General features: G+C 61.2%; 19 protein-coding genes, 1 tRNA gene and 1 pseudogene. 6 read left to right on the top strand and 15 right to left on the bottom strand.

What is annotated here, in order from left to right; genetic code table 11:
• Positions 1-2: 2 nt before the first annotated feature.
• The 7 genes and pseudogenes from ychF to ACYU81_RS00595 all read right to left on the bottom strand — a co-directional run bounded on the left by ychF (position 3) and on the right by ACYU81_RS00595 (position 6932).
• Entirely contained in the window at positions 3-1103 is a 1101-nt protein-coding gene (ychF, locus tag ACYU81_RS00625) for a redox-regulated ATPase YchF (RefSeq protein WP_460985910.1), read from the bottom strand.
• Positions 1104-1172: 69 nt separating this feature from the next.
• Positions 1173-1816 (bottom strand): annotated as a pseudogene (locus ACYU81_RS00620) (DUF2490 domain-containing protein).
• Between the two features lie 121 nt (positions 1817-1937).
• Positions 1938-3566, bottom strand: a complete 1629-nt coding sequence (locus ACYU81_RS00615) for an alpha-D-glucose phosphate-specific phosphoglucomutase (RefSeq protein ID WP_460985908.1) — start codon at positions 3564-3566, stop codon at positions 1938-1940.
• A gap of 134 nt (positions 3567-3700) precedes the next feature.
• Complete coding sequence (gene pth / locus ACYU81_RS00610) at positions 3701-4270, bottom strand: aminoacyl-tRNA hydrolase (RefSeq protein WP_460985907.1); 570 nt, start codon at positions 4268-4270, stop codon at positions 3701-3703.
• Positions 4271-4416: 146 nt separating this feature from the next.
• Complete coding sequence (locus ACYU81_RS00605; protein WP_460985906.1) at positions 4417-5031, bottom strand: 50S ribosomal protein L25/general stress protein Ctc; 615 nt, start codon at positions 5029-5031, stop codon at positions 4417-4419.
• Between the two features lie 111 nt (positions 5032-5142).
• A complete protein-coding gene (locus ACYU81_RS00600) occupies positions 5143-5982 on the bottom strand; it encodes a TraB/GumN family protein (RefSeq protein WP_460988078.1) in 840 nt (279 codons plus the stop codon).
• Between the two features lie 35 nt (positions 5983-6017).
• On the bottom strand, positions 6018-6932 hold the full coding sequence (locus tag ACYU81_RS00595; protein ID WP_460988076.1) for a TraB/GumN family protein: 915 nt from the start codon (positions 6930-6932) through the stop codon (positions 6018-6020).
• A gap of 163 nt (positions 6933-7095) precedes the next feature.
• On the opposite strand from ACYU81_RS00595, the gene ACYU81_RS00590 reads away from it, so the two are divergent.
• The 3 genes from ACYU81_RS00590 (at position 7096) to ppdK (ending at position 13221) form a co-directional block, all read left to right on the top strand.
• Positions 7096-7968, top strand: a complete 873-nt coding sequence (locus tag ACYU81_RS00590; protein WP_460985904.1) for a glycine--tRNA ligase subunit alpha — start codon at positions 7096-7098, stop codon at positions 7966-7968.
• A gap of 109 nt (positions 7969-8077) precedes the next feature.
• Positions 8078-10372: a glycine--tRNA ligase subunit beta gene (gene glyS, locus ACYU81_RS00585; RefSeq protein ID WP_460985903.1), complete on the top strand. Its 2295-nt coding sequence runs from the start codon at positions 8078-8080 to the stop codon at positions 10370-10372.
• 149 nt (positions 10373-10521) lie between these two features.
• On the top strand, positions 10522-13221 hold the full coding sequence (gene ppdK, locus ACYU81_RS00580; RefSeq protein WP_460985902.1) for a pyruvate, phosphate dikinase: 2700 nt from the start codon (positions 10522-10524) through the stop codon (positions 13219-13221).
• Between the two features lie 45 nt (positions 13222-13266).
• Here the strand turns inward: ppdK and ACYU81_RS00575 are convergent, their stop codons facing one another.
• On the bottom strand, positions 13267-13710 hold the full coding sequence (locus ACYU81_RS00575) for a hypothetical protein (protein WP_460985901.1): 444 nt from the start codon (positions 13708-13710) through the stop codon (positions 13267-13269).
• Between the two features lie 141 nt (positions 13711-13851).
• Here ACYU81_RS00575 and ACYU81_RS00570 point away from each other — a divergent pair.
• Positions 13852-13928 (top strand) — tRNA-Arg (locus ACYU81_RS00570).
• Positions 13929-14070: 142 nt separating this feature from the next.
• On the opposite strand, the gene ACYU81_RS00565 is transcribed toward ACYU81_RS00570, so the two are convergent.
• From ACYU81_RS00565 to ACYU81_RS00540, 6 genes are all read right to left on the bottom strand, one after another.
• Positions 14071-15525: a cobyric acid synthase gene (locus ACYU81_RS00565; protein WP_460985900.1), complete on the bottom strand. Its 1455-nt coding sequence runs from the start codon at positions 15523-15525 to the stop codon at positions 14071-14073.
• Between the two features lie 60 nt (positions 15526-15585).
• Complete coding sequence (locus ACYU81_RS00560) at positions 15586-15807, bottom strand: hypothetical protein (RefSeq protein ID WP_449472509.1); 222 nt, start codon at positions 15805-15807, stop codon at positions 15586-15588.
• A gap of 25 nt (positions 15808-15832) precedes the next feature.
• Positions 15833-17092, bottom strand: a complete 1260-nt coding sequence (locus tag ACYU81_RS00555) for an N-succinylarginine dihydrolase (RefSeq protein ID WP_460985899.1) — start codon at positions 17090-17092, stop codon at positions 15833-15835.
• Entirely contained in the window at positions 17089-18105 is a 1017-nt protein-coding gene (locus ACYU81_RS00550; protein ID WP_460985898.1) for an arginine N-succinyltransferase, read from the bottom strand. Before ACYU81_RS00550 ends, ACYU81_RS00555 begins: the two co-directional genes overlap by 4 nt.
• Entirely contained in the window at positions 18102-19325 is a 1224-nt protein-coding gene (locus tag ACYU81_RS00545) for a hydrolase (RefSeq protein WP_460985897.1), read from the bottom strand. Before ACYU81_RS00545 ends, ACYU81_RS00550 begins: the two co-directional genes overlap by 4 nt.
• 98 nt (positions 19326-19423) lie before the next feature.
• Entirely contained in the window at positions 19424-19909 is a 486-nt protein-coding gene (locus ACYU81_RS00540; protein ID WP_460985896.1) for an RNA pyrophosphohydrolase, read from the bottom strand.
• Positions 19910-20089: 180 nt separating this feature from the next.
• Between ACYU81_RS00540 and ACYU81_RS00535 the strand changes: the two genes are divergently transcribed.
• Positions 20090-21466 carry a cryptochrome/photolyase family protein gene (locus tag ACYU81_RS00535; protein WP_460985895.1) on the top strand — a complete coding sequence of 459 codons (1377 nt, stop codon included), beginning with the start codon at positions 20090-20092 and terminating at the stop codon, positions 21464-21466.
• A 36-nt stretch (positions 21467-21502) separates the two neighbouring features.
• Positions 21503-22768, top strand: coding sequence for a class I SAM-dependent methyltransferase (locus ACYU81_RS00530; protein ID WP_460985893.1), 1266 nt, complete (start codon positions 21503-21505; stop codon positions 22766-22768).
• Between the two features lie 2 nt (positions 22769-22770).
• Here the strand turns inward: ACYU81_RS00530 and ACYU81_RS00525 are convergent, their stop codons facing one another.
• The gene (locus tag ACYU81_RS00525) at positions 22771-23481 is read right to left on the bottom strand and encodes an SDR family NAD(P)-dependent oxidoreductase (RefSeq protein WP_460985892.1); all 711 of its coding nucleotides are present in this window, start codon (positions 23479-23481) and stop codon (positions 22771-22773) included.
• Positions 23482-23530 lie beyond the last annotated feature (49 nt).

Here is a 23530-nt window from a genome sequence, read left to right as displayed (position 1 = left end):
CGTCAGACGTTGAAGCGGAACAGCATGATGTCGCCGTCCTGCGTCACATAATCCTTGCCTTCAGACCGCCACTTGCCTGCTTCCTTGGCTCCGGCCTCGCCATTAAACTGGACATAGTCGGCATAGGCCATGGTTTCGGCGCGGATGAAGCCCTTTTCGAAATCCGTATGGATCGCGCCCGCCGCCTGGGGCGCCTTGGACCCCTTGGTCACGGTCCAAGCGCGCGCTTCCTTCGGCCCGACGGTGAAGAAGGTGATGAGGCCCAGCAATTCATAACCCGCCCGGATGATGCGGGCGAGGCCTGCTTCGGTCAGGCCCAGAGCTTCCAGATATTCGGTACGCTCCTCGACCGGCATGGTGATGAGTTCGGCTTCGATCGCGGCCGATACGATGACCGCCTTGGCCCCCTCGGCCGCAGCCTTCTCGAATACGCGTGCGGAATGAGCATTGCCCTCGGCCGCCGCCTCTTCTTCGACATTGCAGACGTAGAGGACAGGCTTGGCGGTCAGCAGCTGGGCCTGCTGGAAGATGCGGGCTTCCTCGTCGTCGGCGGGCTGCGTCAGCCTCGCGGGCTTGCCGTCACGCAGCAGGTCCAGCGCCTTGCCCAAGACGGATGCGGCCACCTTTGCTTCCTTGTCGCCCTGCGCCGCCTTCTTGGCGAAGTTCGGCACGCGCTTTTCGAGCGATTCCAGGTCCGCTAGCATCAACTCAGTCTCGACGGTCTCCGCGTCGGCAATAGGATCGACCTTACCCTCGACATGGGTGATGTCGCCATCCTCAAAACAGCGCAGCACATGGACGATGGCGTCCGTCTCGCGGATATTGGCAAGGAACTGGTTGCCTAGCCCTTCGCCCTTGGAAGCGCCGCGAACCAGGCCTGCAATATCGACGAAGGACAGCTGCGTTTCGATGATCTTGGCGCTGCCGCCAATCTTGGCGATGGTCTGCAGCCGGTCGTCGGGCACGGCAACGCGGCCTTCATTGGGCTCGATCGTGCAGAAGGGATAGTTCGCCGCCTGCGCCGCCTGCGTTTCAGTCAGCGCATTGAACAGGGTGGACTTGCCCACATTGGGAAGCCCGACGATACCGCAACGAAAACCCATGGAACTGCCTTCATGTCAAAATGATGGCCGGGCCGATAGCCTGTTCCGCGTCCGAAGGCCAGCCTGTGCTCAGCGGCGGAAGAAGAGCGTGACGGATGCGACATGGTTCATGCGCTGGTTCCCCCTCGCTGGTTGATCAGCTGGTTGAGATAGCCGATCTCGGCCGTGGACTTGCCCATCAGCTTGACCTCCCCGCCGACAAAGCTGCGTAGCTGGTCGAAGCCCGCTCTCTGCCCCCAGTCCGTGCTGTTGAGCGCGGCAAATCCCTCCGCATAGACCAGCGCATTGACGGCCTGACTGTCGGGATTCAGCGGTTTTTCATAACGGAGCATCTCCCGCAGCCGCCACCCCATGCCGCTGCCATCCGAACGCCAGCGTTGCTCCAGCCGCGTGCGGGACGATAGTTCGCCGTCCCACGGCTCGGCGATCGTCCAGTTGATCTGCTGAAAACTGCGCTCTTCATTGACATCGCGTCCGCCTTGCGACGGCAGGACGATATGCGCATAGCCCTGATAGACGGAGAGCTGAGGGGACAGCTTCCATCCCACCGCACCGCGCAGGAGAGTCTGGTCGGCCCGTGAGGCGCCATTGCCGAACCGAGGCTGGATCTCGGCGAAATAGATGAGGTCGCCGCTGACCTGCCCCATCGCAGTCAGATTGAGCCAGACCTGCTCATCTTCGGCCGTCGCCGCATGCGCAGCAGCGCCGGTCATAAGGGTGCAGGCACCTAAAAATGCGCGTAAAGAACGAGCAATAGTGCGGGAACGAAACATGGCGCGTCCCTAGTCTTTCGCTCTTGCCGCCCCATGTCCCTCGGATAAGTTTTTATGTCTGTCAGGTGATCACGCTCGGCCGGCCCATGCTGGTAAATCCTGCTATATCGGCGATTTCTTGCGCGGCCCGGATCAGCGGCGCGAGGGCGTCGGCGGTTTCCATGCCAAGGTTGCCGTTACGATCTACATAGCGTTCAATATAGACGCGCAAGGTAGCGCCTTCGGTACCGGTGCCGGAGAGACGAAACACGATGCGCGAACCATCCTCAAACAGGATGCGGATACCCTGATTGCGGCTGACGGACTGGTCGGTAGGATCAGTATAGGCGAAATCATCCGCGCTCTTCACCGTTCCGCCGCTATTGGATGTGCCAGGCAGGGTGGGCAGCTTGTCCCGTAGCGCAGCCATCAGCGCGTCGGCGCGATCCTTGGCAATGGCTTCATAGTCATGGCGCGCATAATAGTTGCGGCCGTAGGTGGCCCAATGCGCTTGCATGATCTCCGTCACGCTTTGCCTGCGGGCCGCCAGGATGTTGAGCCACAGCAGCACGGCCCAAATGCCATCCTTTTCACGCACATGGTCCGAACCCGTGCCCGCGCTTTCCTCGCCGCAGATCGTCGCCATGCCCGCGTCCAGCAGATTGCCGAAGAATTTCCATCCGGTCGGCGTCTCGTAAAGCGGAATGCCCAGCTTTTCGGCCACCCGATCGGCAGCGCCGCTGGTGGGCATCGACCGTGCAATGCCCTTGAGGCCCTTTGCATAGCCGGGCGCGAGATGCGTGTTGGCCGCCAGTACCGCGAGCGAGTCCGATGGCGTCACATAGCAGTTGCGGCCGATGATCAGGTTGCGATCGCCATCGCCGTCCGACGCAGCGCCGAAATCGGGCGCGCTTTCGCCCATCATCCGGTCGTACAATTCCTTTGCGTGGACGAGGTTCGGGTCGGGATGATGATGGCCAAAGTCGGGCAGGGGAATGCCGTTGCGCACGGTTCCCGATGGTGCGCCCAGACGCCGCTCGAAAATCTCTGTGGCATAAGGGCCGGTGACTGCGCTCATCGCGTCGAAGGAGAGGGTGAAGCCTTGGCCGATCATCTCCCGAATGGCTGAAAAGTCGAACAATTGCTCCATCAGGTCGGCATAAGCGGCAACCGGATCGACCACTTCGACCGTCATTCCGCCAAGCTGGGCCGTTCCCAGCGTATCGATGTCGATGTCGTCCGCATCGACTATCCGATAGCTGTCGATCGTGAGCGTGCGGGCGTGAATGGCGTCCGTCACTTTCTCCGGTGCGGGGCCGCCATTGCTCACATTATATTTGATGCCGAAATCCTCGTCCGGGCCTCCGGGATTATGGCTGGCCGACAGAACCAAACCACCGAACGCGCCTGAGGATCGGATCAGGTGCGATGCCGCAGGGGTCGACAATATGCCGCCTTGGCCGACCAGAACCCGGCCAAAGCCATTTGCCGCCGCCATCTTGAGCACGATCTGGATGACTTCGCGGTTGAGATACCGCCCGTCGCCGCCGACCACCAGAGTCTGTCCTCCGAAGTCGGCCAGGCTGTCGAACACCGACTGCACGAAGTTGGCGGCGTAATGCGGCTGTTGAAAGACGCGGACCTTTTTGCGCAGGCCGGAAGTGCCCGGCTTCTGGTCATTGAAAGGCTTAGTCGAGACGGTCAGTATCACCTGTATCCCTTTGGGAAGTGGAGCAGGCGTCTTCTATGGCCCGGCAATGCTGCACTGCGCAATCCATTCCCCTGATTTCACCGCACAGACAGGGCGGCGGGACGGACTTTCGCTTATTAGCGCGTGCCTGCGGATCAGTCCGCCAGCCTCAGCGCAACTTCATTCATGAAGCGCGCGTCGTCGCCCTTGGCCAGCCATTCGGCCTCCGCGCCGATCGCGCCAAGCATGTCGGCCAGCGCATCCATCTCACTCTTGTGATAATTGCCAAGCACATAGCCATGCACTCGGTCCTTGTGGCCCGGATGCCCAATGCCGATCCGCACGCGCCGGAAGTCCGGCCCGATGTGCGCATCCGTCGATCGCAGGCCGTTATGCCCCGCATTGCCGCCGCCGCGCTTCACCTTCACTTTCATCGGCGCAAGGTCCAGTTCGTCGTGAAAGACGGTCACGTCCTCCGGCGCCAGCTTGTAGAAACGCATCGCCTCCCCGACTGACCGGCCGCTTTCGTTCATGAAGGTGGCGGGCTTCAGCAGGATGATCTTCTCAGGTCCAATGCGGCCTTCCTGCACCCATCCCTGAAACTGTTTTTTGGGCGGGGAGAAGCGGTGCATGTCGGCGATGACGTCGGCCGCCATGAAGCCGACATTATGCCGGTGCATCGCATATTGGGTGCCCGGATTGCCCAGCCCGACCCAGATCTGCATCCCATGTCTCCAAACAAAGCGAACCCCCGTTCGCCTGAACCTGCCGAAGGGCCTCTCTTCCTATTCCAAGAAAAGGGGCGGGCCTCGACAAGCTCAGCCCGAACGGGGGTGAGCAAACCGGTAATCGGTAAGCCGGGGTGAAAGGCTTATTCGCCTGCCGCCGGAGTTTCGTTGTCGCCCTCGGCGCTCTTCATGGCCGAAGGAGCAACGATGGTCGCGACGGTGAAGTCGTTCTCATCATGCGCAGCCTTCGCGCCCTTGGGCAGCTTCACCGAGCCGATGTGGATCGATTCGCCCACGTCGAGACCCGTCAGGTCGACAACGACGTCGTCGGGGATTTCGGCCGCATCGACGATCAGTTCGATCTCATGTGCGACGATGTTGAGCACGCCGCCCTTCTTCAGGCCCGGCGAGGCATCTTCATTGTCGAACCGAACCGGCACGTTGACGTGAACGGTGGCATGTTCCGAAACGCGCAGGAAATCGGCGTGCAGCGGGCGATCGCTCACGGGGTGGAAGGCGACGTCCTTGGGCAGGGTGCGAACCTGCTTGCCGCCCACCTCGACCATGACGACCGAGTTGAAGAAGTGGCCGGTGCCGAGCAGCTTGTTGAGGAGCTTTTCCTCGACGTGGATCGACTGCGGCTCTTCGTTGTTACCATAGATGACGGCGGGTACGCGGCCCTCACGGCGGAGAGCGCGGGAGGCTCCCTTGCCTGCCCGATCGCGTGCCTCTGCCGACAGCGTAAGCTGCTCGCTCATTGCGTGTCTCCAAAAGCTGATATGTCAAAACTTCCCGCAACGCCTCCAGGGATGACCATCACGGGAAGGCGGCCCTGTAGCAGAAAGGCGGGCAAAGGCAAGGGCGCGGCGCTATTGCACCCGCGTTACTTTGTAGCCGCTCGCCTCAAGCAAGCTGATGAGATTGTCCCGCCCGGTAAGATGCCCGGTGCCCACCGCGATGAAGGGGCGCCCCTTCAACTTCGTGATAGCCGCGCTCCAGTTCCGATTGCGGGAAACCAACACCGCCTTTTCAACCACCGGGTCGGGCTGTTCTCCACCCTGATCCTCCCGCGCGATCGCGGCCATGTCACCCTTCAGCCAGGCATGAAGAATGCGCTCATACAGCGCCTCCATCCCCTTGGCCTCCGTCACAGTCTGAATCAGAAGCTGCCGCTGCGAGGTTTCGGGCAAGGTGTCGAAGGCGCCGAACTGCCGCGCCACGGTCTCCAGTCCGCCAATCGGCTTACCCGCTTCCCGAAACGCGGCGATCAGCACCGGCTCGACACCCGCGCTGGCGCTTAGGTGCAGCGACTGCTGCGCCGCCGCCGAAAGCAGCATCGCGGCCGCCCAGCTTTCATATCCGGACAGAAGCTGCATATTAGCGCCCCCTTCGCCAGCAATGCGCCGAAGCTCATCGCGTTTATCCGCAGGCACACGGGCTTCGAGCGTGGGGAGGTCGGGGCTGCGGCCCATCTTCTCGAACAGCGCCCTCGTTCGCATCTGATCCTGAATTTCCGCAGTTTCGAGCACCAGCTGGTCCGAAGCGTCCATCGCCTGCTCAATCTTGCCGGTTCGCCAGCCGACCCCCTTGGGCAGCACATGAATGGTCCCGAACAGCCATCCATTGACCCCATGCCCCTGCACTCGCCACAGGGCAGGCCCGCCGCCCTTCGGAGGCGACACTGGCTCCGGCCCGCACGCCGCTATCATCAGCAGCGCGCACAGGCCCAGCCATCGCAGCAAGTTCACTCGGCGACCCTAGCCGATGCGACGTTCATTCCCTTCAACTGCTCTTGTACGCTACCCTTGCCCGCCAGATGCCCGGCACCGACGGCGATGAACACCGTTCCGGGTCGCGCCAGCCGTTCCTTGATCCATTTGGCCCAATTCATGTTCCGCTGAATGAGCAGCACCTGAGCCAGTTCCGGCGTCGCTTCGAGCGATTCGTTCATTTCAGCGGCCAGCTTGTCTGGATCGCCCTCCTGCCAATGCGCGATCAGGCTGGAGAACTCCTTGTCCATGTCCGGCAGGCCCTCAACGGTAGCGTTCAGGAACTTCACCTGACTGTCCATCGGCAGCCCGGCAAAATAGCCCAATTGCTGCTCTACTGTCTCCAGAGCGCCTATCTTCTTGCCCGCAGCCTTTGCTGCTGACGTCAGTGTCTTCTCCGCGCCAAGGTCCGCTTCGTATCCCAGTTTTTCGAGCGGCTTCACCGCCAGCGCCATGCCAGCCATCCAGGGGTTGAACGGCTCGAACATCTGCCAGGGCAGGCCGTTCGCTGCCATCGCCGTCTGATATTTGCCCCGCATGTCGGCATCCAGACGATCCGACAGCTTCACCCCGTCACGCGCCAGGCCCGTTTGCGCCATGGAAGCAGCCATCGCCTGCGGATTCTCTGGCTCCACAATTTCCAGCACCAGTTCGTCTGACGCATCGAATGCCTGCCTGATCCCGCCTCTGAACCATTTGGTCCCGGGTTTCAGCACATGCACCGTGCCGAACAGGTAGATCGTCGTATCCTCATCCTTCACCTGCCACAGGGCGGGCGTCACATAGGCGGTCTTTGCCGCTGGCGGCCGAGCGGCGGCCTGCTGTTCCTGAGTGCAGCCGCTTAGCAGCAGCAAGCCTGCAACCATCAAGCGCGAAAGCGACCATTTCATACCGGCTATCGATCCATTGCGAAGAGTTTCGCCATATCCATGCGGGGCAGGCGGCGTTTGGGCAAGCGGATTAACCGCCTTCAAGCCCGCTTTTCCTTGACCCAAAAGCCCTCCTGCGCCAAGGCGCGCGCGATCAAACCGTCATTTTCGCAAGGGACCGTCCGTGGCGACAGGAAAGCCGCTCTCCTTTCAGGACCTGATCCTGACCCTGCACGCCTATTGGGGAAAGCAGGGCTGCGTCATCCTGCAACCCTATGACATGGAAGTCGGCGCGGGCACGTTCCACCCCGCCACCACCTTGCGTAGCCTTGGCCCGGACGCCTGGAATGCCGCCTATGTGCAGCCCAGCCGCCGCCCGACCGACGGCCGCTATGGCGAAAACCCCAATCGCCTCCAGCATTATTACCAATATCAGGTGATCATGAAGCCGTCCCCGGCGAACCTTCAGGAGCTGTATCTGGGGTCGCTGGTCGAGATCGGTATCGATCCGCTGATCCACGACATTCGCTTCGTTGAGGATGACTGGGAAAGCCCGACGCTCGGCGCATGGGGCCTTGGCTGGGAAGTCTGGTGCGACGGCATGGAAGTCACCCAGTTCACCTATTTCCAGCAGATGGGCGGCTTCGACTGCAAGCCGGTCGCGGGCGAGCTAACCTACGGCCTCGAACGCCTCGCCATGTATATTCAAGGCGTGGACAGCGTTTATGACCTGAAGTTCAACGACGCAGGCGTCACCTATGGCGACGTCTTCCTCGCCAATGAGCAGCAGATGTCGAAGTGGAATTTTGAGATCGCCGACACCGAAAAGCTGTTCCGCTGGTTCAAGGACGCCGAGGCCGAATGCAAAGCTTCGCTGGCAGCAGGCGTCCCGCTCGCTGCCTATGACCAGGCGATCAAAGCAAGCCATGTCTTCAACCTCCTCCAGGCGCGCGGCGTCATCTCCGTTCAGGAACGCGCCAGCTACATCGGCCGCGTCCGCGACCTTGCCAAGGGCTCGTGCGAAAAGTGGATGGAAGTAAACGGGTGGGCCGCGTGATGCAGATGTTCAACACCGTCATCCCAGCGCAAGCTGGGATCTCATGCCCCACGCGCTACATCATTCGGCATCAGACCCCATCCTCCTCTAACGCTGCGGAGAAAATCGCATGACCGATTTCCTCCTCGAACTCCGCTGCGAAGAAATCCCGGCCCGGATGCAGCTCAAGGCATCCGAAGACCTCGCCCGCTTGTTCAATGAGCACGTGGGAGCATTGAACCTTACTCCGGGGAAAGTGACGACTTATGTAACTCCCCGGCGGCTCGCGCTAATTGCTCATGATCTTCCAAATCAGACAGAAGCTGTCAGTGTTGAATTTAAGGGACCGCGTACGAGTGCTCCCGAGCAAGCACTTGAGGGCTTTCTGAGGAAAATTGGCATCAGTCGCGATAAAATAGAAGATCGTGATGGGACTTGGTTTGCTGTCGCTACATCTCCCATGCGAAGCACCGCCGAGGTCCTCGCCGAAGCCGTCCCGGCCGTCGTCCGCGCCTTCCCCTGGCCCAAGTCCATGCGCTGGGGCACAGCCTCGCGGACAACCGAAAGCCTCCGCTGGGTTCGCCCGTTGCAGGGCATCGTCGCGATCCTCGGCGAAGACCTTGTCGATATCGAGATCGAAGGCACGCGCAGCGGCTACGCCACGCTCGGCCACCGTTTCCACCACCCCGGCGAAATCACCATCGGCGGCGCGCACGACTATGTCGAAAAGCTGCGCGCCTGCCATGTGATCGTCAGCCATCAGGAACGTCAGTCGATCATCGAGGTAAAGGCGAACGAAGCCGCCGCCGCGAAGGGCTACACCGTGATCGAGGACAAGGGCCTCATCGCGGAGAATGCTGGCCTGACCGAATGGCCGGTGCCCTTGCTCGGCGATTTCGACCCAGCCTTCCTTGAGGTGCCACCTGAAGTAATCCAGCTAACCCTACGGATAAATCAGAAATATTTCGTGCTGCGTGACGGCGCGGGCAAGCTTGCGCCCGCCTTCATCTGCACGGCCAATATCGAAGCTAAGGACGGCGGCGAAGCCATCATCGCAGGCAACCGCAAGGTCCTCGCCGCGCGCTTGTCCGACGCCCGCTTCTTCTGGGAACAGGACCGCAAGACGAGGCTCGAGGACCACGCCAAGAAGCTCGAACGCATCACCTTCCACGAAAAGCTAGGCACCGTCGCCGACAAGGTGGAACGCGTAGCCAAACTAGCCCGCTGGCTGGTAGAAGAGGGGATCATTTCTCCCCTCCCGCAAGCGGGAGGGGCCGGGGGTGGGCAAGCTCCAACGGTTGCGCAACTAGCAGACCTAACCGAACAAGCTGCCCGCCTAGCCAAAGCCGACCTCGTCACCGAAATGGTCGGCGAGTTCCCCGAACTTCAAGGCGTCATGGGCGGCTATTACGCCCGCGCCGAAGGGCTGCCTGATGCCGTGGCTGATGCGATCCGCGATCATTACAAGCCGGTTGGGCAGGGGGATGAAGTGCCGACCGCCCCGCTGACCGTGGCGGTATCGCTGGCGGATAAGCTAGATACGCTTGCTTCATTCTTCCGCATTGACGAAAAGCCCACCGGCTCCAAAGACCCGTTCGCGCTCAGGCGGGCGGCTCTAGGAGTCTTGCAGCTGATTTTGTCGACGAGGATCCGAACCTCGCTTGCGAGCGTGTTCGATCATCTGTGGCCTAATGTCGATAACGCTATCGCAACTGTGCAGAACAGACTTCTAGAAGATGCTGCCAAGCCGCTGCGAGAACTCGGAGGCACGTCGGTGATGATCGGTGGAGCTTCTGTCAGGGTGACGCAGCTCCGTCCGGGCTTTAAGCAGCCTCATAATCAAAATAGCTTTGTTTTGCTCGACTTCTTCGCCGACCGCCTCAAGGTCCAGCAAAAGGAAGCAGGCGTCCGCCACGACCTGATCGACGCGGTGTTCGCCCTCGGTGGAGAGGACGACCTCGTCCGCCTCCTCGCCCGCGTGAAGGCGCTCCAATCCTTCATCGCCACCGACGACGGCACCAACCTCCTCGCCGGATACAAGCGCGCGGCCAACATCCTGAAGAAGGAAGCCCCCAACCAGTCCATCATGCCAGCGAAAGCTGGCATCTCAGGCGTCATAGGTGAAGCTGAGACCCCAGCTTCTGCTGGGGTGACGGCGCCGGGTTACACCCCCGAACCAGCCGAAGCCGATCTCATCGCCGCCCTCGACACCGCCGAACCCCGCGCCACAGCAGCTGTCACGGCGGAAGATTTCGAAGGTGCGATGGCTGCACTCGCAACATTGCGCGCGCCGATCGACGCCTTCTTCGACAAGGTCACCGTGAACGACGCTGATCCGGCCAAGCGGTCGGCTCGCCTCGCGCTGTTGGCGCGGGTGCGGGACGCCGTGCATGCGGTCGCCGACTTCTCGAAAATTGCAGGATAGTTCGGAAAAGTCCGACGCTTCACGGCGATGGAGGATAGAGAAGAACAAAGGATCATCGTAAAAGCGGGTGCGTTCATCGCCCCGCCTGTTGTAGGAAAGTTGCTGCAACGCACAAATACACGGCAATCAGTGCAGGGAGAGCCGGGACTATGTTGACAATGGAAGAGGCCAGCATGAGCACGACCGCGACGCGTTATGTCTATCGTTTCGGCGGCGGCGTCGATGATGGTGGCAAGGGTAACAAGAACCTCCTCGGCGGCAAGGGCGCCAATCTGGACGGCATGGCCGCCATCGGCCTGCCCGTGCCTCCGGGCTTCACCATCACGACCGAGATGTGCACCCGCTATTATGAAGATGGCGGCGTATTCCCGGACAGCCTGAAGGCGGAAGTCGCGAACGGCATCGCCCATATCGAGGGTGTGACGGGCAAGAAGTTCGGCGACGCGGCCGACCCGCTGCTCGTCTCCGTCCGCTCCGGGGCGCGCATTTCCATGCCGGGCATGATGGACACGGTCCTCAACCTTGGCCTCAACGACGAAACCGTGGTCGGCCTCGCCACTGCGAGCGGCGACGAGCGTTTCGCCTGGGACAGCTATCGCCGTTTCATCCAGATGTATTCCGACGTGGTGCTGGAACTCGACCATGGCGCGTTCGAGGAAGCCCTCGAAATCGCCAAGGAAGATCAGGGCTACACGCTCGATACGCAGATGACCGCCGACGACTGGAAGGCGCTCGTTGCCGAGTATAAAGCCCTCGTTTCAAAGCTCTGGAACAAGCCTTTCCCGCAGGACGTAAACGACCAGCTTTGGGGCGCGATCAGCGCCGTCTTCGGGAGCTGGCAGGCCGACCGCGCAAAGGTGTATCGCCGCCTGAACTCGATCCCGCACGACTGGGGCACCGCCGTCAACGTGCAGGCGATGGTGTTCGGTAACATGGGCGACACCTCGGCCACCGGCGTCGCCTTCACCCGCGACCCGGCCACCGGCGAAAACGCCTATTATGGCGAGTACCTCATCAACGCCCAGGGCGAGGACGTGGTAGCGGGCATCCGCACGCCACAGTATCTGACTAAGCAGGCACGCGAGCGGGCAGGGGCCAAGCCGCTGTCGATGGAAGAGGCGATGCCGGAAACCTATGCCGAACTGGCGCGGGTGTTCCAGATCCTCGAAACCCATTATCGCGACATGCAGGACATCGAGTTCACGGTACAGCAGGGCAAGCTCTGGATGCTCCAGACCCGCTCGGGCAAGCGCACCGCCAAGGCCGCGCTCAAGATCGCCGTCGATATGGCGACCGAGGGCCTGATCACCGAGCAGGAAGCCGTCGCCCGCGTCGATCCCGCCGCGCTCGACCAGCTTCTCCACCCGACGCTAGACCCCAAGGCGCCCCGCGATGTGCTGACCAAGGGCCTGCCTGCCTCGCCGGGCGCAGCCTCGGGCGCGATCGTGTTCGATGCCGACACCGCAGAGCGCCGCAATGAACTGGGCGATTCGGTCATCCTCGTCCGCGTGGAAACCAGTCCTGAAGACATCCACGGCATGCACGCGGCCAAGGGCATCCTGACCGCGCGCGGTGGCATGACGTCACACGCCGCCGTGGTTGCGCGCGGCATGGGCCGTCCCTGCGTGTCCGGCGCGGGCAGCCTGTCGATCGACAATGCCGCCAAGACGCTTCGCATCGAAGGCCGCACCCTCAAGGAAGGCGACATCCTCACCATCGACGGCTCGACCGGCGAGGTGATGGCGGGCGAAGTCCCGACCGTGCAGCCCGAACTGGCGGGCGATTTCGGCGTGCTGATGGCATGGGCCGACAAGGTCCGCCGCTTGCGTGTCCGCGCCAATGCGGAAACCCCTCAGGACTGCCAGGTCGCGCGTGAGTTTGGCGCGGAGGGCGTCGGCCTCTGCCGCACCGAACATATGTTCTTCGACGCGGCCCGCATCACCGCCGTCCGCGAGATGATCCTCGCCGACAGTGAAAAGGGTCGCCGCGTCGCGCTGGACAAGCTGCTTCCCGAACAGCGTGACGACTTCGCACAGATCTTCATGGTCATGGCGGGTCTGCCCGTCACCATCCGCCTGCTCGACCCGCCGCTCCACGAATTCCTGCCGCATGGCGAAGCAGAGTTCGAGGAAGTGGCCAAGGCCGCAGGCGTGGGTGTGGACGCGCTCAAGCGCCGCGCCGCCGAACTGCACGAGTTCAACCCGATGCTCGGCCATCGTGGTTGCCGTCTGGGCGTCACCTACCCCGAAATCTACGAGATGCAGGCCCGCGCCATCTTCGAGGCGGCGCTGCTCGTCAAGCAGCGTAGCGGCGAGGCGCCGATCCCGGAAATCATGATCCCGCTCGTTGCGACCAAGAAAGAGCTGGAACTGATGAAGGCGATCGTCGATCGCGTCGCCAGCGAAGTGTTCGCGGAGCAGGGCGCTTCGGTGGAATATCTCGTCGGCACCATGATCGAACTGCCGCGCGCAGCGCTCAAGGCGGGCGAGATTGCCGAGGTGGGCGAATTCTTCTCCTTCGGCACCAACGACCTCACGCAAACCACCATCGGCATCAGCCGTGACGATGCCGGCCGCTTCCTGACGCAATATGTGGACAAGGGCATCTTCGCCCGCGATCCGTTCGTCAGCATCGATGTGGAGGGCGTGGGCCAGCTTATCGAGCTAGCCGCCGAACGCGGCCGCGCGACCCGTCCCGGGATCAAGCTCGGCATCTGTGGCGAACATGGCGGTGATCCGGCCTCTATCGCCTTCTGCGAGGCTACCGGCCTCGATTATGTCTCGGCCTCGCCCTACCGCGTGCCGATCGCCCGCTTGGCCGCCGCTCAGGCTGCATTGGCAAAGAAGTAACGCTCCAGCCCCTCCCGCAACCGTGGGAGGGGCACCCGGACCTTGTTACGCCTCCAGGTAGCGCCGCTCATGCTCGCGCACCTTGCCCGCTTCGAGCAGCCGCGCCTGCAGGCGCCATTCCTCGCGCTCGATGGTCCCCGGCTCTCGCCCCAGCCTTGATTCCAGCGCAGCCTGCTCCTCACGATCAATCGATCCGAGTTGCGCATAGCTTTGATAGCCCGCAGCCTCCAACTCAGCAGCGTCTTTTGCCGAAATTCCCCTGATCCGCGTCAGGTCATTTCGTTCGCCGGAAATATCTCCAGCCTCCGCTCTACGGTCAGAAGCAGCGGGGAGCCGCGCATCACGCTCCTTGATCGTTTCGCGATGAGCCAACCTCTCATCACGCCACAGCCGCTTATATTTGCCACGACCGCTGATCATCAGGCCGATCATCAATCCAATAACCAGCGCGATCACGAGCAGCGAAATCTCGTTCAAAGTGAAAGCCATGCTTCGCCTCCTTGCCCCTGTTCGCAACGAGCCAGCGCTGCAAAAAGTTGCGCTGGCGAAACTGCCGAGCGGACGCCGTAAAAAAACTGAAAAAAGGGGGTTGCTCAATCTCCCGCCCCCCTCTATCTGCCGCTCCACAACGCGCCCGTAGCTCAGCTGGATAGAGCATCAGACTACGAATCTGAGGGTCGGACGTTCGAATCGTTCCGGGCGCACCATTTTCTTTTCACGGAAAATCAGTGACTTATAAGGCGCCCCTGTGGGATTGCTTTAGCTGTTCCTGTTTACGTGGTTTCAGATCATGCAGGGATTTCGCAGGCCCCTGTATATCCAGCGCTAGTTAAGCACGATCACGATCTTTCAGCCGCAGTTGGCGATCCTGATCATCGCATCGATATCAACATGTCGTTCCAGTTGCTCTGCAATGTCATCCAGCGCCCGATCGACCGATGCGGAATAATCCACGCCTTCAGAATGAACGCCGATCGAGGCTATTAATCCGGCGCGAGCGCCTGTGCTGGCAAACAGGCCATGGACATAGGTGCCGGACACAAGGCCATCCGCGCTGATCGCGCCATCGAGCCGCCCATCGTCCAATCGAGCGAAGGGATGCGCACAGTCCGGCCCTTCGGTTGAGCCGAGATGCATTTCATACCCCTGGAAACTCTGCGCCCAGGCCGTGCCCGCCACTCTTTCCAGCGACTTAGTGCCCGTCAGCCGCGTTTCGATGTCGAGCAGGCCCAGCCCCTCGATGCTGCCGGGTTCACCCTCAATTCCATCCGGATCAGAGATGCGCTTACCAAGCATCTGATAACCACCGCAAATTCCCAATATAGGCTTGCCCTGACGATGATGTGAAAGGATGTCGATGTCCCAACCTTCGGCTCGCATTGCGCGCAGGTCGGCGATCGTCGCCTTGGATCCCGGCAGGATGATCAGGCTGGCTTCGGCTGGAATGGGCTGGCCGGGCGGCACCATCACAAGTGTCACCTCTGGTTCCAGCTTGAATGGGTCCAGATCGTCGAAATTCGCGATGCGGGGCAGGATAGGGCAGGCGATGACGATGCGCTTGCCACCCCCGCGGCTCGGCCGTTCCAGCACGACCGCATCCTCGCTGGGCAACCGTGCGGTAGCGGTAAGCCATGGCACCACGCCAAACCCCCGCCAGCCCGATAATTGCTCGATCTGCCGATAACCGTCTTCGAACAAGGCCGGGTCGCCCCGGAACTTGTTGATCAGGAACCCCCGTATCATCGCCGCGTCCGCCGGATCGATGACAGCTTTCGTGCCTGCGATCGCCGCGATCACGCCGCCCCGGTCTATGTCGCCGACCAGTATGACCGGCACGTTGGCGGCGCGCGCGAACCCCATGTTCGCGATGTCGCCCGCTCGCAGGTTGATCTCCGCCGGGGATCCCGCCCCCTCGACCACGACGATATCGCATTGCTGCTTCAGTCGGTCGTAGCTCTCCAACACCGCGTCCAATAGTTCGGCACGAGCGGTCCGGAAGTTACCGGCGTTCAGCGCGCCGCGAACCTTCCCATGGACCACCAGCTGCGATGTACGATCCGCCTGCGGCTTCAGCAGCACGGGGTTCATGTCGCTGTGCGGCTCTGCGCCAGCGGCCAGCGCCTGTAGAGCCTGCGCCCTGCCAATCTCTCCGCCATCGATGGTGACGGCTGCGTTGTTCGACATATTCTGCGGCTTGAATGGGCGCACACTGTAGCCCCGACGCACCAGCGCCCGGCACAACCCTGCAACGAGCACCGACTTTCCAACGTCGGATCCTGTTCCCTGAAGCATAATCGCGGCCATGATGCCGCTCCTGCATGGCTGTCCGTTGCCGGTCAACCGCCGCTTTGCGGACGGCAATATTCAGAAGATCAGGCGCCGCCGCATCTCAACGGCATCGATGATCATCCCGCCTGCCATGAACACCGATCCGGTGCATGCCAAGGCGAGCAATTGTCCGCCGAAACCGGGATATTGCTGGAGATAGACGATGCCGCGCTCGGTGGCGCCCAGCGCGAGCGCATAGATGACCAGGAACGCCTCGAACTTCGTCTTGATCGTAAAGAGGCGCTTGATCCGTTCCATCGTCCCACTCGAGCTGTGACTTGCTCTAGGGAATTAAGTCGCCCGAAAGCTGCAAATGGTCAACAAGCATTAACCACGATTGTTCGATCTGGGCGATCAGTCGGGTGTCGGCCAGATCGGCAGGCACGATCCGCTCAGGCCAATAGCGCTCGATTATATTGGCGATCTCATCCAGCTTCGTCTCGTTCACCAGGAACCGGGGATCGACATTGGCAGGATCAGCCACGACTCTCAGCCTCAGACAGGCCGGGCCACCGCCATTCGCCATGGATTGCCGCACATTCACGGTGATCAACTCGCGAATGGGGCCGTTGCCCGCGACCAGATTTTCCAGCCAGTTCCAGACACTCGCAACCCCCTTGGCCTCAGCGGGCAGGATCAACGCCATGCCGCCGTCCGGCAGCGTCAACAGTTGCGCATTGAACAGATAGCTTTGGATGGCATCGGCCAGGCTAACGGCCGCCTCCGGCACCTCGATGATCTGGACCGCGGGCAGCATGGCGCGCAGTTGATCGTAGAAGCGCGCCTTGTCGGCGAAGGCCTGCTCATGGGCGAGAAGCACGGTCTCGTTGGCGACGGCCACGACGTCATTGTGGAAGGCGCCAGCCGCTATCGCCTGCTCGGACTGCATGACGAACAATGTGCGTGCCGGATCAAGGCCATGGAGCCGCGCGACGGCTTTGCTGGCCTCCACATGCTGACGGGCGGGGTAGGGGCCGCCGGATTGGCCATAGACGAATATCTCGACGCCTCGATCCGCATGGCTGTCACATAGTCGCATGTGATTGGCCGCGCCTTCATCGCCGTAGGGCGCGGGGATAGGGAGATGAATCGCAAAGGCATCCTTGTCGGAAAAAGCGATCTGCAACTGGGCCAGCGTCTGCTGCCACTCATGGCTTCGATGCGGCATGGTGACGAGGTTGGCGATCGTCAGGTGCGTGCGTCCGTCGGCCGTATCGGGGCCGGGCGACACGGTCGCGGCGTTCGCCGCCCACATGGAGGACGCGGACATCGCCGCCGCCCGGATATGGGGCTCAGCCTCGCCGATATTTGTGCCCAAGGCGCTTAGCCATCGCCCGTCCGGCCGCCACTGGGGCAGGAATATACCCTGTACTAGTCCCAGGCGCAGGTTCGCGTGCATCTTCTCGATGCCTTCCAACGCCGCGGCCCGGGGATATGACGTCGTTCCCGCGCTTCCTGCCGATGCCAGGTTTCCCAGGCTAAGCCCCGCATAATTGTGGCTTGGCCCGATCAAGCCGTCGAAGTTGATTTCCCTGACCGTCATGCGCGGGACACCATCATGAACTGCTGCCCGGGTTCCAGTCCCAGCCGTTCGGCGCTTTGCCGATCAAGCGACAGGTTATCGCCGTCTTCCTTGACCATTGCATATGTGCAACGAAAATCCGCGCGTTCTCCGGTGGCCACCAGCTGTCTTTCTCCTCCACCGTCATGAACGGCGGACAGGATCACATCCTGCGCATGGGATATGGTTTGCAGTGCGTCTATCTGTCCCACCATCGTCGGGCCGCCGTCGAATATGTCGATATATCCCGGGTTCGTAAAACCCTCCGTTTCCAGCATCCGCATGGCAGCGCGGCCATTTGGATGGGGCAGGCCGATCACCGCCTTTGCGCTGTCGTTCAGCATGGCGGTGTAGATAGGTGTCTTGGGCATCAGGTCCGCGATGAACTGATTGCCATGGATCGCATTGAATTCATCCGCTTCCTGAAAGGTCATGCCGAAGAAGCGCCCCGCGAGCCCATCCCAGAAAGGCGAGCCTCCTGCCTCATCGATCACGCCGCGCAGCTCGGCTATCACCCGGTCTCCGAAGCGTTCGCGATGACTGCGGATATAGAGATAACGGCTGCGGGCGAGGAGCAGGCCCAGGCCCTCAGCGCGCTCTCGTGGATGCAAAAAGAGGCCGCCGACCTCCGTCGAGCCTTCCAGATCAGTGACGAGCGACAGCATCTCCGCCCGGAATGTGCGGGACAATTCCCGGCTATGCTGGGTCAGGACGCCCAGGCGATAGGAATAGAAGGGCCAGCTTTGCCCTACCTTGCTGAAAATCTGACAAGTACCACGAACTTGTCCCGTGGTGCAGTTTTCAAGCACCATCAGGATAAGCTCATCCTCCACCCCTCCACTCTCCCGAGCGAGCGCCATCTCGGTCCGGACCAGCTTCTGCTCGAGCGCCCTCCGGTCAGCAGGCAGGTTGGTAAATCCGCCTCCCGTTATTTTCGCTAATTCATACAGGGTTTGCAGATCATCCGCCCGCGCAGTCCGCATGACAAAGCTCAAACCATCTTCTCCTGTGGAAATTTGCCCTCCGCAATCCGCAATAAGGTCAGCGCGGAAAGTTGCGCGCGTTCGGCAAGGCTTTCGACGATCAAATATTCCTCGTCACTATGAATGGCACCGCCCCGAACACCCATCGTGTCCACCACAGGCACGCCGCACGCCGCAATGTTGTTGCCATCACAAACGCCTCCTGTGTCCCGCCAATTCACGGCCAAGCCCAGCTCGGCGCCACATTTCCTGACCAACTGGAAGAGGGCAGCGGCTTTTCCGTCGAGAGGTTTAGGCGGACGGCCGAAGCCCCCGTGAACTTTCAAGCTCACATCATGATCGCAAGCAACCTCGCGTATGGAATTACTGATGAGCCGCTTTGCGCTCTCCTCAGCCTCCGCAGTCTGGGGTCGGAAATTCACCCGCAGGATCGCTCGGTCGGGCACAACGTTATTGGGGGAGCCTCCATCTATCCGCGCGGGATTGCACGTAAAGCCAGCGCCGCTCCCCGCTTTAAGTTTGAGGGCGAGATCGGCTGCTGCGAGCAGAGCGTTGCGGCCCTCTTCCGGGTTGCGCCCGGCGTGGGCGCTCCGGCCACTGACTATGAAGGAGAAATTCCCGCTGCCCGGCCGCGCTCCCGCAAGCGTGCCATCGGGAAGCGCCGGTTCATAGGTCAGCGCCGCAACTTTCCCCTTCGCGGCTATCATGAGAAGGTCTGCCGAAGAAGGACTGCCAACTTCCTCGTCGCTGTTTATGACGACGTCATAACCGATCCGGGCGGCAGCCGGAGACCCCTCGAACGCTTCGAGTGCCGATAGCATGACGGCTAGCCCGCCTTTCATATCGGCTACGCCGGGACCGTTCAGACTACCGGGATCGGTCCATCGAAGCGATTGGAATCCATGATCCGCCGGAAAGACCGTGTCCATATGTCCAGTCAGGAGGAGCCTGATCGCGGCGTCGGGTCGCACCGACAGCAGCAGATTCTGTCCATGTTGGACCAGTTGGATGCGTCCTTCGGAATCAACAGCATCGACTTTCGTGCCTTCGATCAGGCGAATGTCGCCGGGTAGCGTGGAGAATGCATCTGCCAGCATCGAAGCAGTCATCGCCAAACCGGTCAGGTTCCGCGATCCGCTATTAATAGCGGCCCATTTCTGAACCTGATCCAGCATCGGGGCGGCTGCGGCGCGATCCAAGAGTTCGCGGTCTGACGACGAAAGGCCGTTCATGCGCCGGAGCTTATCAGACGAAGTTGATGGCCTCCAGTCTTGCGATACCGCTATTTATTCCCGATCGCGCTAGTGGGCCTAAAGGATCAGTGATCCGGTCAGATGAGAGCCTTGAATTCCTGCAAAATGTCCCGGTACAGCTTCCGCTTGAACGGAACGATCACGTCAGGAAGGGCTTCCGGCTCGATCCATTTCCACTCTGAGAATTCGGCATCATCAGTAGCGATGTTGATATCCTCGTCGCTGCCGAGGAAGCGCGCGAGGAACCATATCTGGCGCTGACCGCGATATTTGCCGCCCCATAGCTTTCCGACAAGCTCAGGCGGCAAGTCGTAAAAATGTTCGTCCCGCGCCTTCGCGATGATCTCTACATGATGCTGGCCGATGCCGGTTTCCTCGCCCAGTTCGCGCAGCGCGGCAGTCCTTTCCTCCTCCCCATGATCGATTCCGCCCTGAGGCATTTGCCAAGCTTCCACTTGGCTATCGATACGCTGGCCGACAAAGACCTTGCCCTCCATGCTGACAAGCATCACGCCGACGCAGGGCCGATACGCGCGTTCCGAATCATTTGGCGCCGATGCCATGATGTCCCCTGATCATTGTCCTGGCCGCAAGCCATTGGCCCGCTTTGTGCAGTGCAATGATAAAGGGCGAAGCAGCGGCCGTCCATGCGCTAAAACGCCCAGCACCATATCCGGACAGCTTTTCGCGTCGAAATGGGAGAGGGGATTGGAAGCTCGGCCTGGCAATGGCAAAGCTGCCTAATGTCCAATCCCGTGATCCTTTGGTTTCGCCAAGACCTCCGCTTATCTGATCAAGCAGCTCTGGCGGCGGCAGTGAAGGAAGGGCCGGTGATCCCGGTCTATATCCTGGACGATACATCACCAAAGCAATGGAAGATGGGCAGCGCGCAGCGATGGTGGCTTCATCACAGCCTGAAATCGCTGGACGACCGCCTTCGTCGCAAAGGGTCTCGCCTCATCCTGCGCAAAGGGGAGAGCGCCGAGCAGCTAGAGAGGCTCGCCCGCGAAACCGGTGCCAAGCGGGTGCATGCGCTCGCTCATTATGAGCCATGGTGGCGGAATGCCGAAAAAGCAGCAGCGAAACAGATCGATCTTCAGCTTCACGACGGTATGTTGTTGTTGCCGCCTGGGAGTGTCCGCACGTCGGGCGGCAATCTTTATCAGATATACACGCCGTTCGCCCGGGCAACGATGCTTCACATGCCACCGGCCGAACCCGTCGCGACCCCGTCAAGGATCGACGCGCCAGCAAAATGGCCCGCGAGCGATTCGCTCGACGATTGGGAACTATGCCCTCGTCGTCCCGACTGGGCAGCAGCTTTTGTCGAGGACTGGTCGCCTGGTGAAGCTGGGGGGCGCCACCGCGTCGCCTCCTTTCTCGACGAGGCGGATGAATATGATGTGGCGCGTAACCTTCCATCCGTGGAAGGAACTTCGCGGCTTTCCCCTCATCTCCATTTCGGGGAAGTCTCTCCCGCCTATGTCTGGCATCGGGTGAGCGAGGCGGCGGCAGATGCGACCACCTTTCTTAAGGAACTGATCTGGCGGGACTATGCGCATACGCAGATTTGGGCATTGCCGACCTATGGGTCACAAAACGCCCGCTCCGATTTCGACCGGTTTGCTTGGCGCAGCTTGCGCGAAGCGGGCGATGATTTTGCCGCCTGGAAAACAGGACGAACGGGCTACCCGATAGTGGATGCCGGTATGCGTCAGCTTTGGGCGACCGGATGGATGCACAACCGGGTTCGCATGATCGCCGCCAGCTTCCTCATCAAACATCTTCTGATAGATTGGCGACACGGGGCGCAATGGTTCTGGGACACATTGGTGGACGCGGATTACGCCAACAATAGCGTAAATTGGCAATGGGTGGCGGGCAGTGGCGTTGACGCAAACCTGTTTTCCCGAATCATGGCACCGCTGACCCAGTCTCCAAAATTCGAAGCGGGTGATTATATCAGGCAATGGGTGCCCGAATTGGCTCATCTCGATGACACGGCGATTCACGATCCTGAAGCCTATGATGCACGACCGGCCTCATATCCTGCCAAGCGCGTTGGTCATCGCGAGGCACGCGAACGCGCGCTTGCAACCTACCGACAAAGCAGGGCCTAAGGACGGACGCATGGACGAGGGAACAGGGGTGAAGGGATGAACGCGATCGATCCCGGGCATGGCAGACGAGCGCCGACCGTGCGGCGCCTGAACGGGGAAAATACGCGCGGATGGGCGTCGCGCTTGGTCGCCCCTCACTTCCACCGTTTGCTGGACCGTATCGATTCGGGCCTTCTGAAAGGAAGGCTTGAGGCCACGCTGCCGGATGGAACCGCGAGAATATTGGGGGGGCGTGGAACAGGGCCTGTCTGCGAAGTCCGGCTGGTCCGCTGGCGCGCTCTGTTGCGGCTTGTCGTCGGGGGATCGGCCGGATGGTATCGGGCATGGGCTGCTGGTGAATGGGGTAGTCCGGACCCGGTCCCCTTGTTCGAGTTGTTCATGGCGAACGCCGCGACACTGGGTAATGTGGCTCGCCCAAATGGCCCGGCCCGATGGATTGCCCGGTTCGGGCATTGGGTGCGTCGCAACGACCGGAAGGGGTCACGTCGTAACATCGCCTATCATTATGATCTTGGAAACGACTTCTACCGCCTATGGTTGGACCGGGACATGCATTATTCCAGTGCGTTGTTCCGTGATCCCGATGACCGGATCGAGAGCCTTGAACGAGCGCAGCAGCGCAAGGTGGACGCTATCCTCGACCGGCTCGACCTCAAGGAAGGCAGCGCACTGCTTGAGATAGGCTGCGGGTGGGGAGGTTTGGCTGAGCAGGCGCTGCAACGTTGCGCCATCCGCTATTACGGACTGACCCTGTCGACCGAGCAGGCCGACTATGCGCGAGATCGGCTTGGTGCTGGCGCAAGCATCCTGCTGACGGATTATCGGGACGCTCAAGGACAGTATGACGCGATCGCAAGCGTCGAAATGGTCGAAGCGGTGGGGCAGGAATATTGGCCCGCTTATGTCGCTGCTATAGAGAGGCTGCTGAAACCCGGCGGGAAGGCGGCAATCCAATATATCCTCATAGATGACGCCATATTCGAGAAATATGCGCGGGGCGCCGATTTCATCCAGACTTACATTTTCCCCGGTGGGATGCTGCTGTCGGAAAGCCGCTTCAGGGCTTTGGCGGAAGCCAACGGGCTGGAATGGAGGGAGGTCCGCCATTTTGGCGTCCACTATGCGGAAACTCTTCGGCGCTGGCGGGAAAGGTTCGACCGAGCCGTCGACCGCGGTCTTTTACCTCCCAGCTTTGACCAGCATTTCGTCGCGCTCTGGCGCTATTATCTGATGTATTGCGAAGGCGGCTTTCGCGGCGGCACGATCGATGTCGCTCAGGTAACGCTGGTCAAGCCGGGCTAAGATCAATCCAAACGCTGGTGATAGCCGTTTGGCCGATCCGAAAGGACGAGATCAGCTATGGCTTGGCCCACGACCTCGGGGTCTTTCACCGTCGCGGGATCTTCTCCCGGATAGGCTCTGGCGCGCATCGCCGTCCGGGTTGCGCCCGGGTCAACGACATGGGTGCGTATGGCCGAGATATTTTTCACTTCCTCGCCATAAGTGCTCACGAGCGTTTCGAGCGCTGCCTTCGACGCGCCATAGGCACCCCAATAAGCGCGCGGCGCGGTAGCGACCGATGATGTGATAGCAATGACGCGCGCGTCGGAACTTGCGCGGAGCATTCTGTCGAAAGCTGCGATCAGAGCTTGCGGTGCTGCTATGTTCAGCGTCAGCAGCCGGGCGAATTCCTTCACGTCGATCGCGGGCACCGCAGCCAGGCTGCCTAAGGTCGCCGCGTTCAAAACCAGAATATCCAGCGCCTCCCACCGGCCCGAAACCGCCTGAGCAAGCCGCCCGATGCTTTCGCCATCGACCAAGTCGAGCGGCGCTATGGTGGCACTGCCTCCGGCGCCGTGGATATATTCTTCCACCTCCTCGAGGCCGCCCGTCGTTCTGGCTGTCAGAATGACATGAGCACCAGCAGCGCCAAGGGCCTTGGCAGTGGCGGCGCCGATACCACGGCTCGCGCCGGTCACCAGGGCAAGCTTACCGGAAAGAGGAAGAGTGGACATGAAGCATCCTGTTCGCCCTTCCGGATGGAGAGGGCCGGTTTAGTGGGAA

The organism is Sphingobium sp. TomTYG75 (assembly GCF_054771635.1).
The sequence above is the reverse complement of the archived record's forward strand: the minus strand, read 5'-3'. Positions and strand labels throughout refer to the sequence as shown.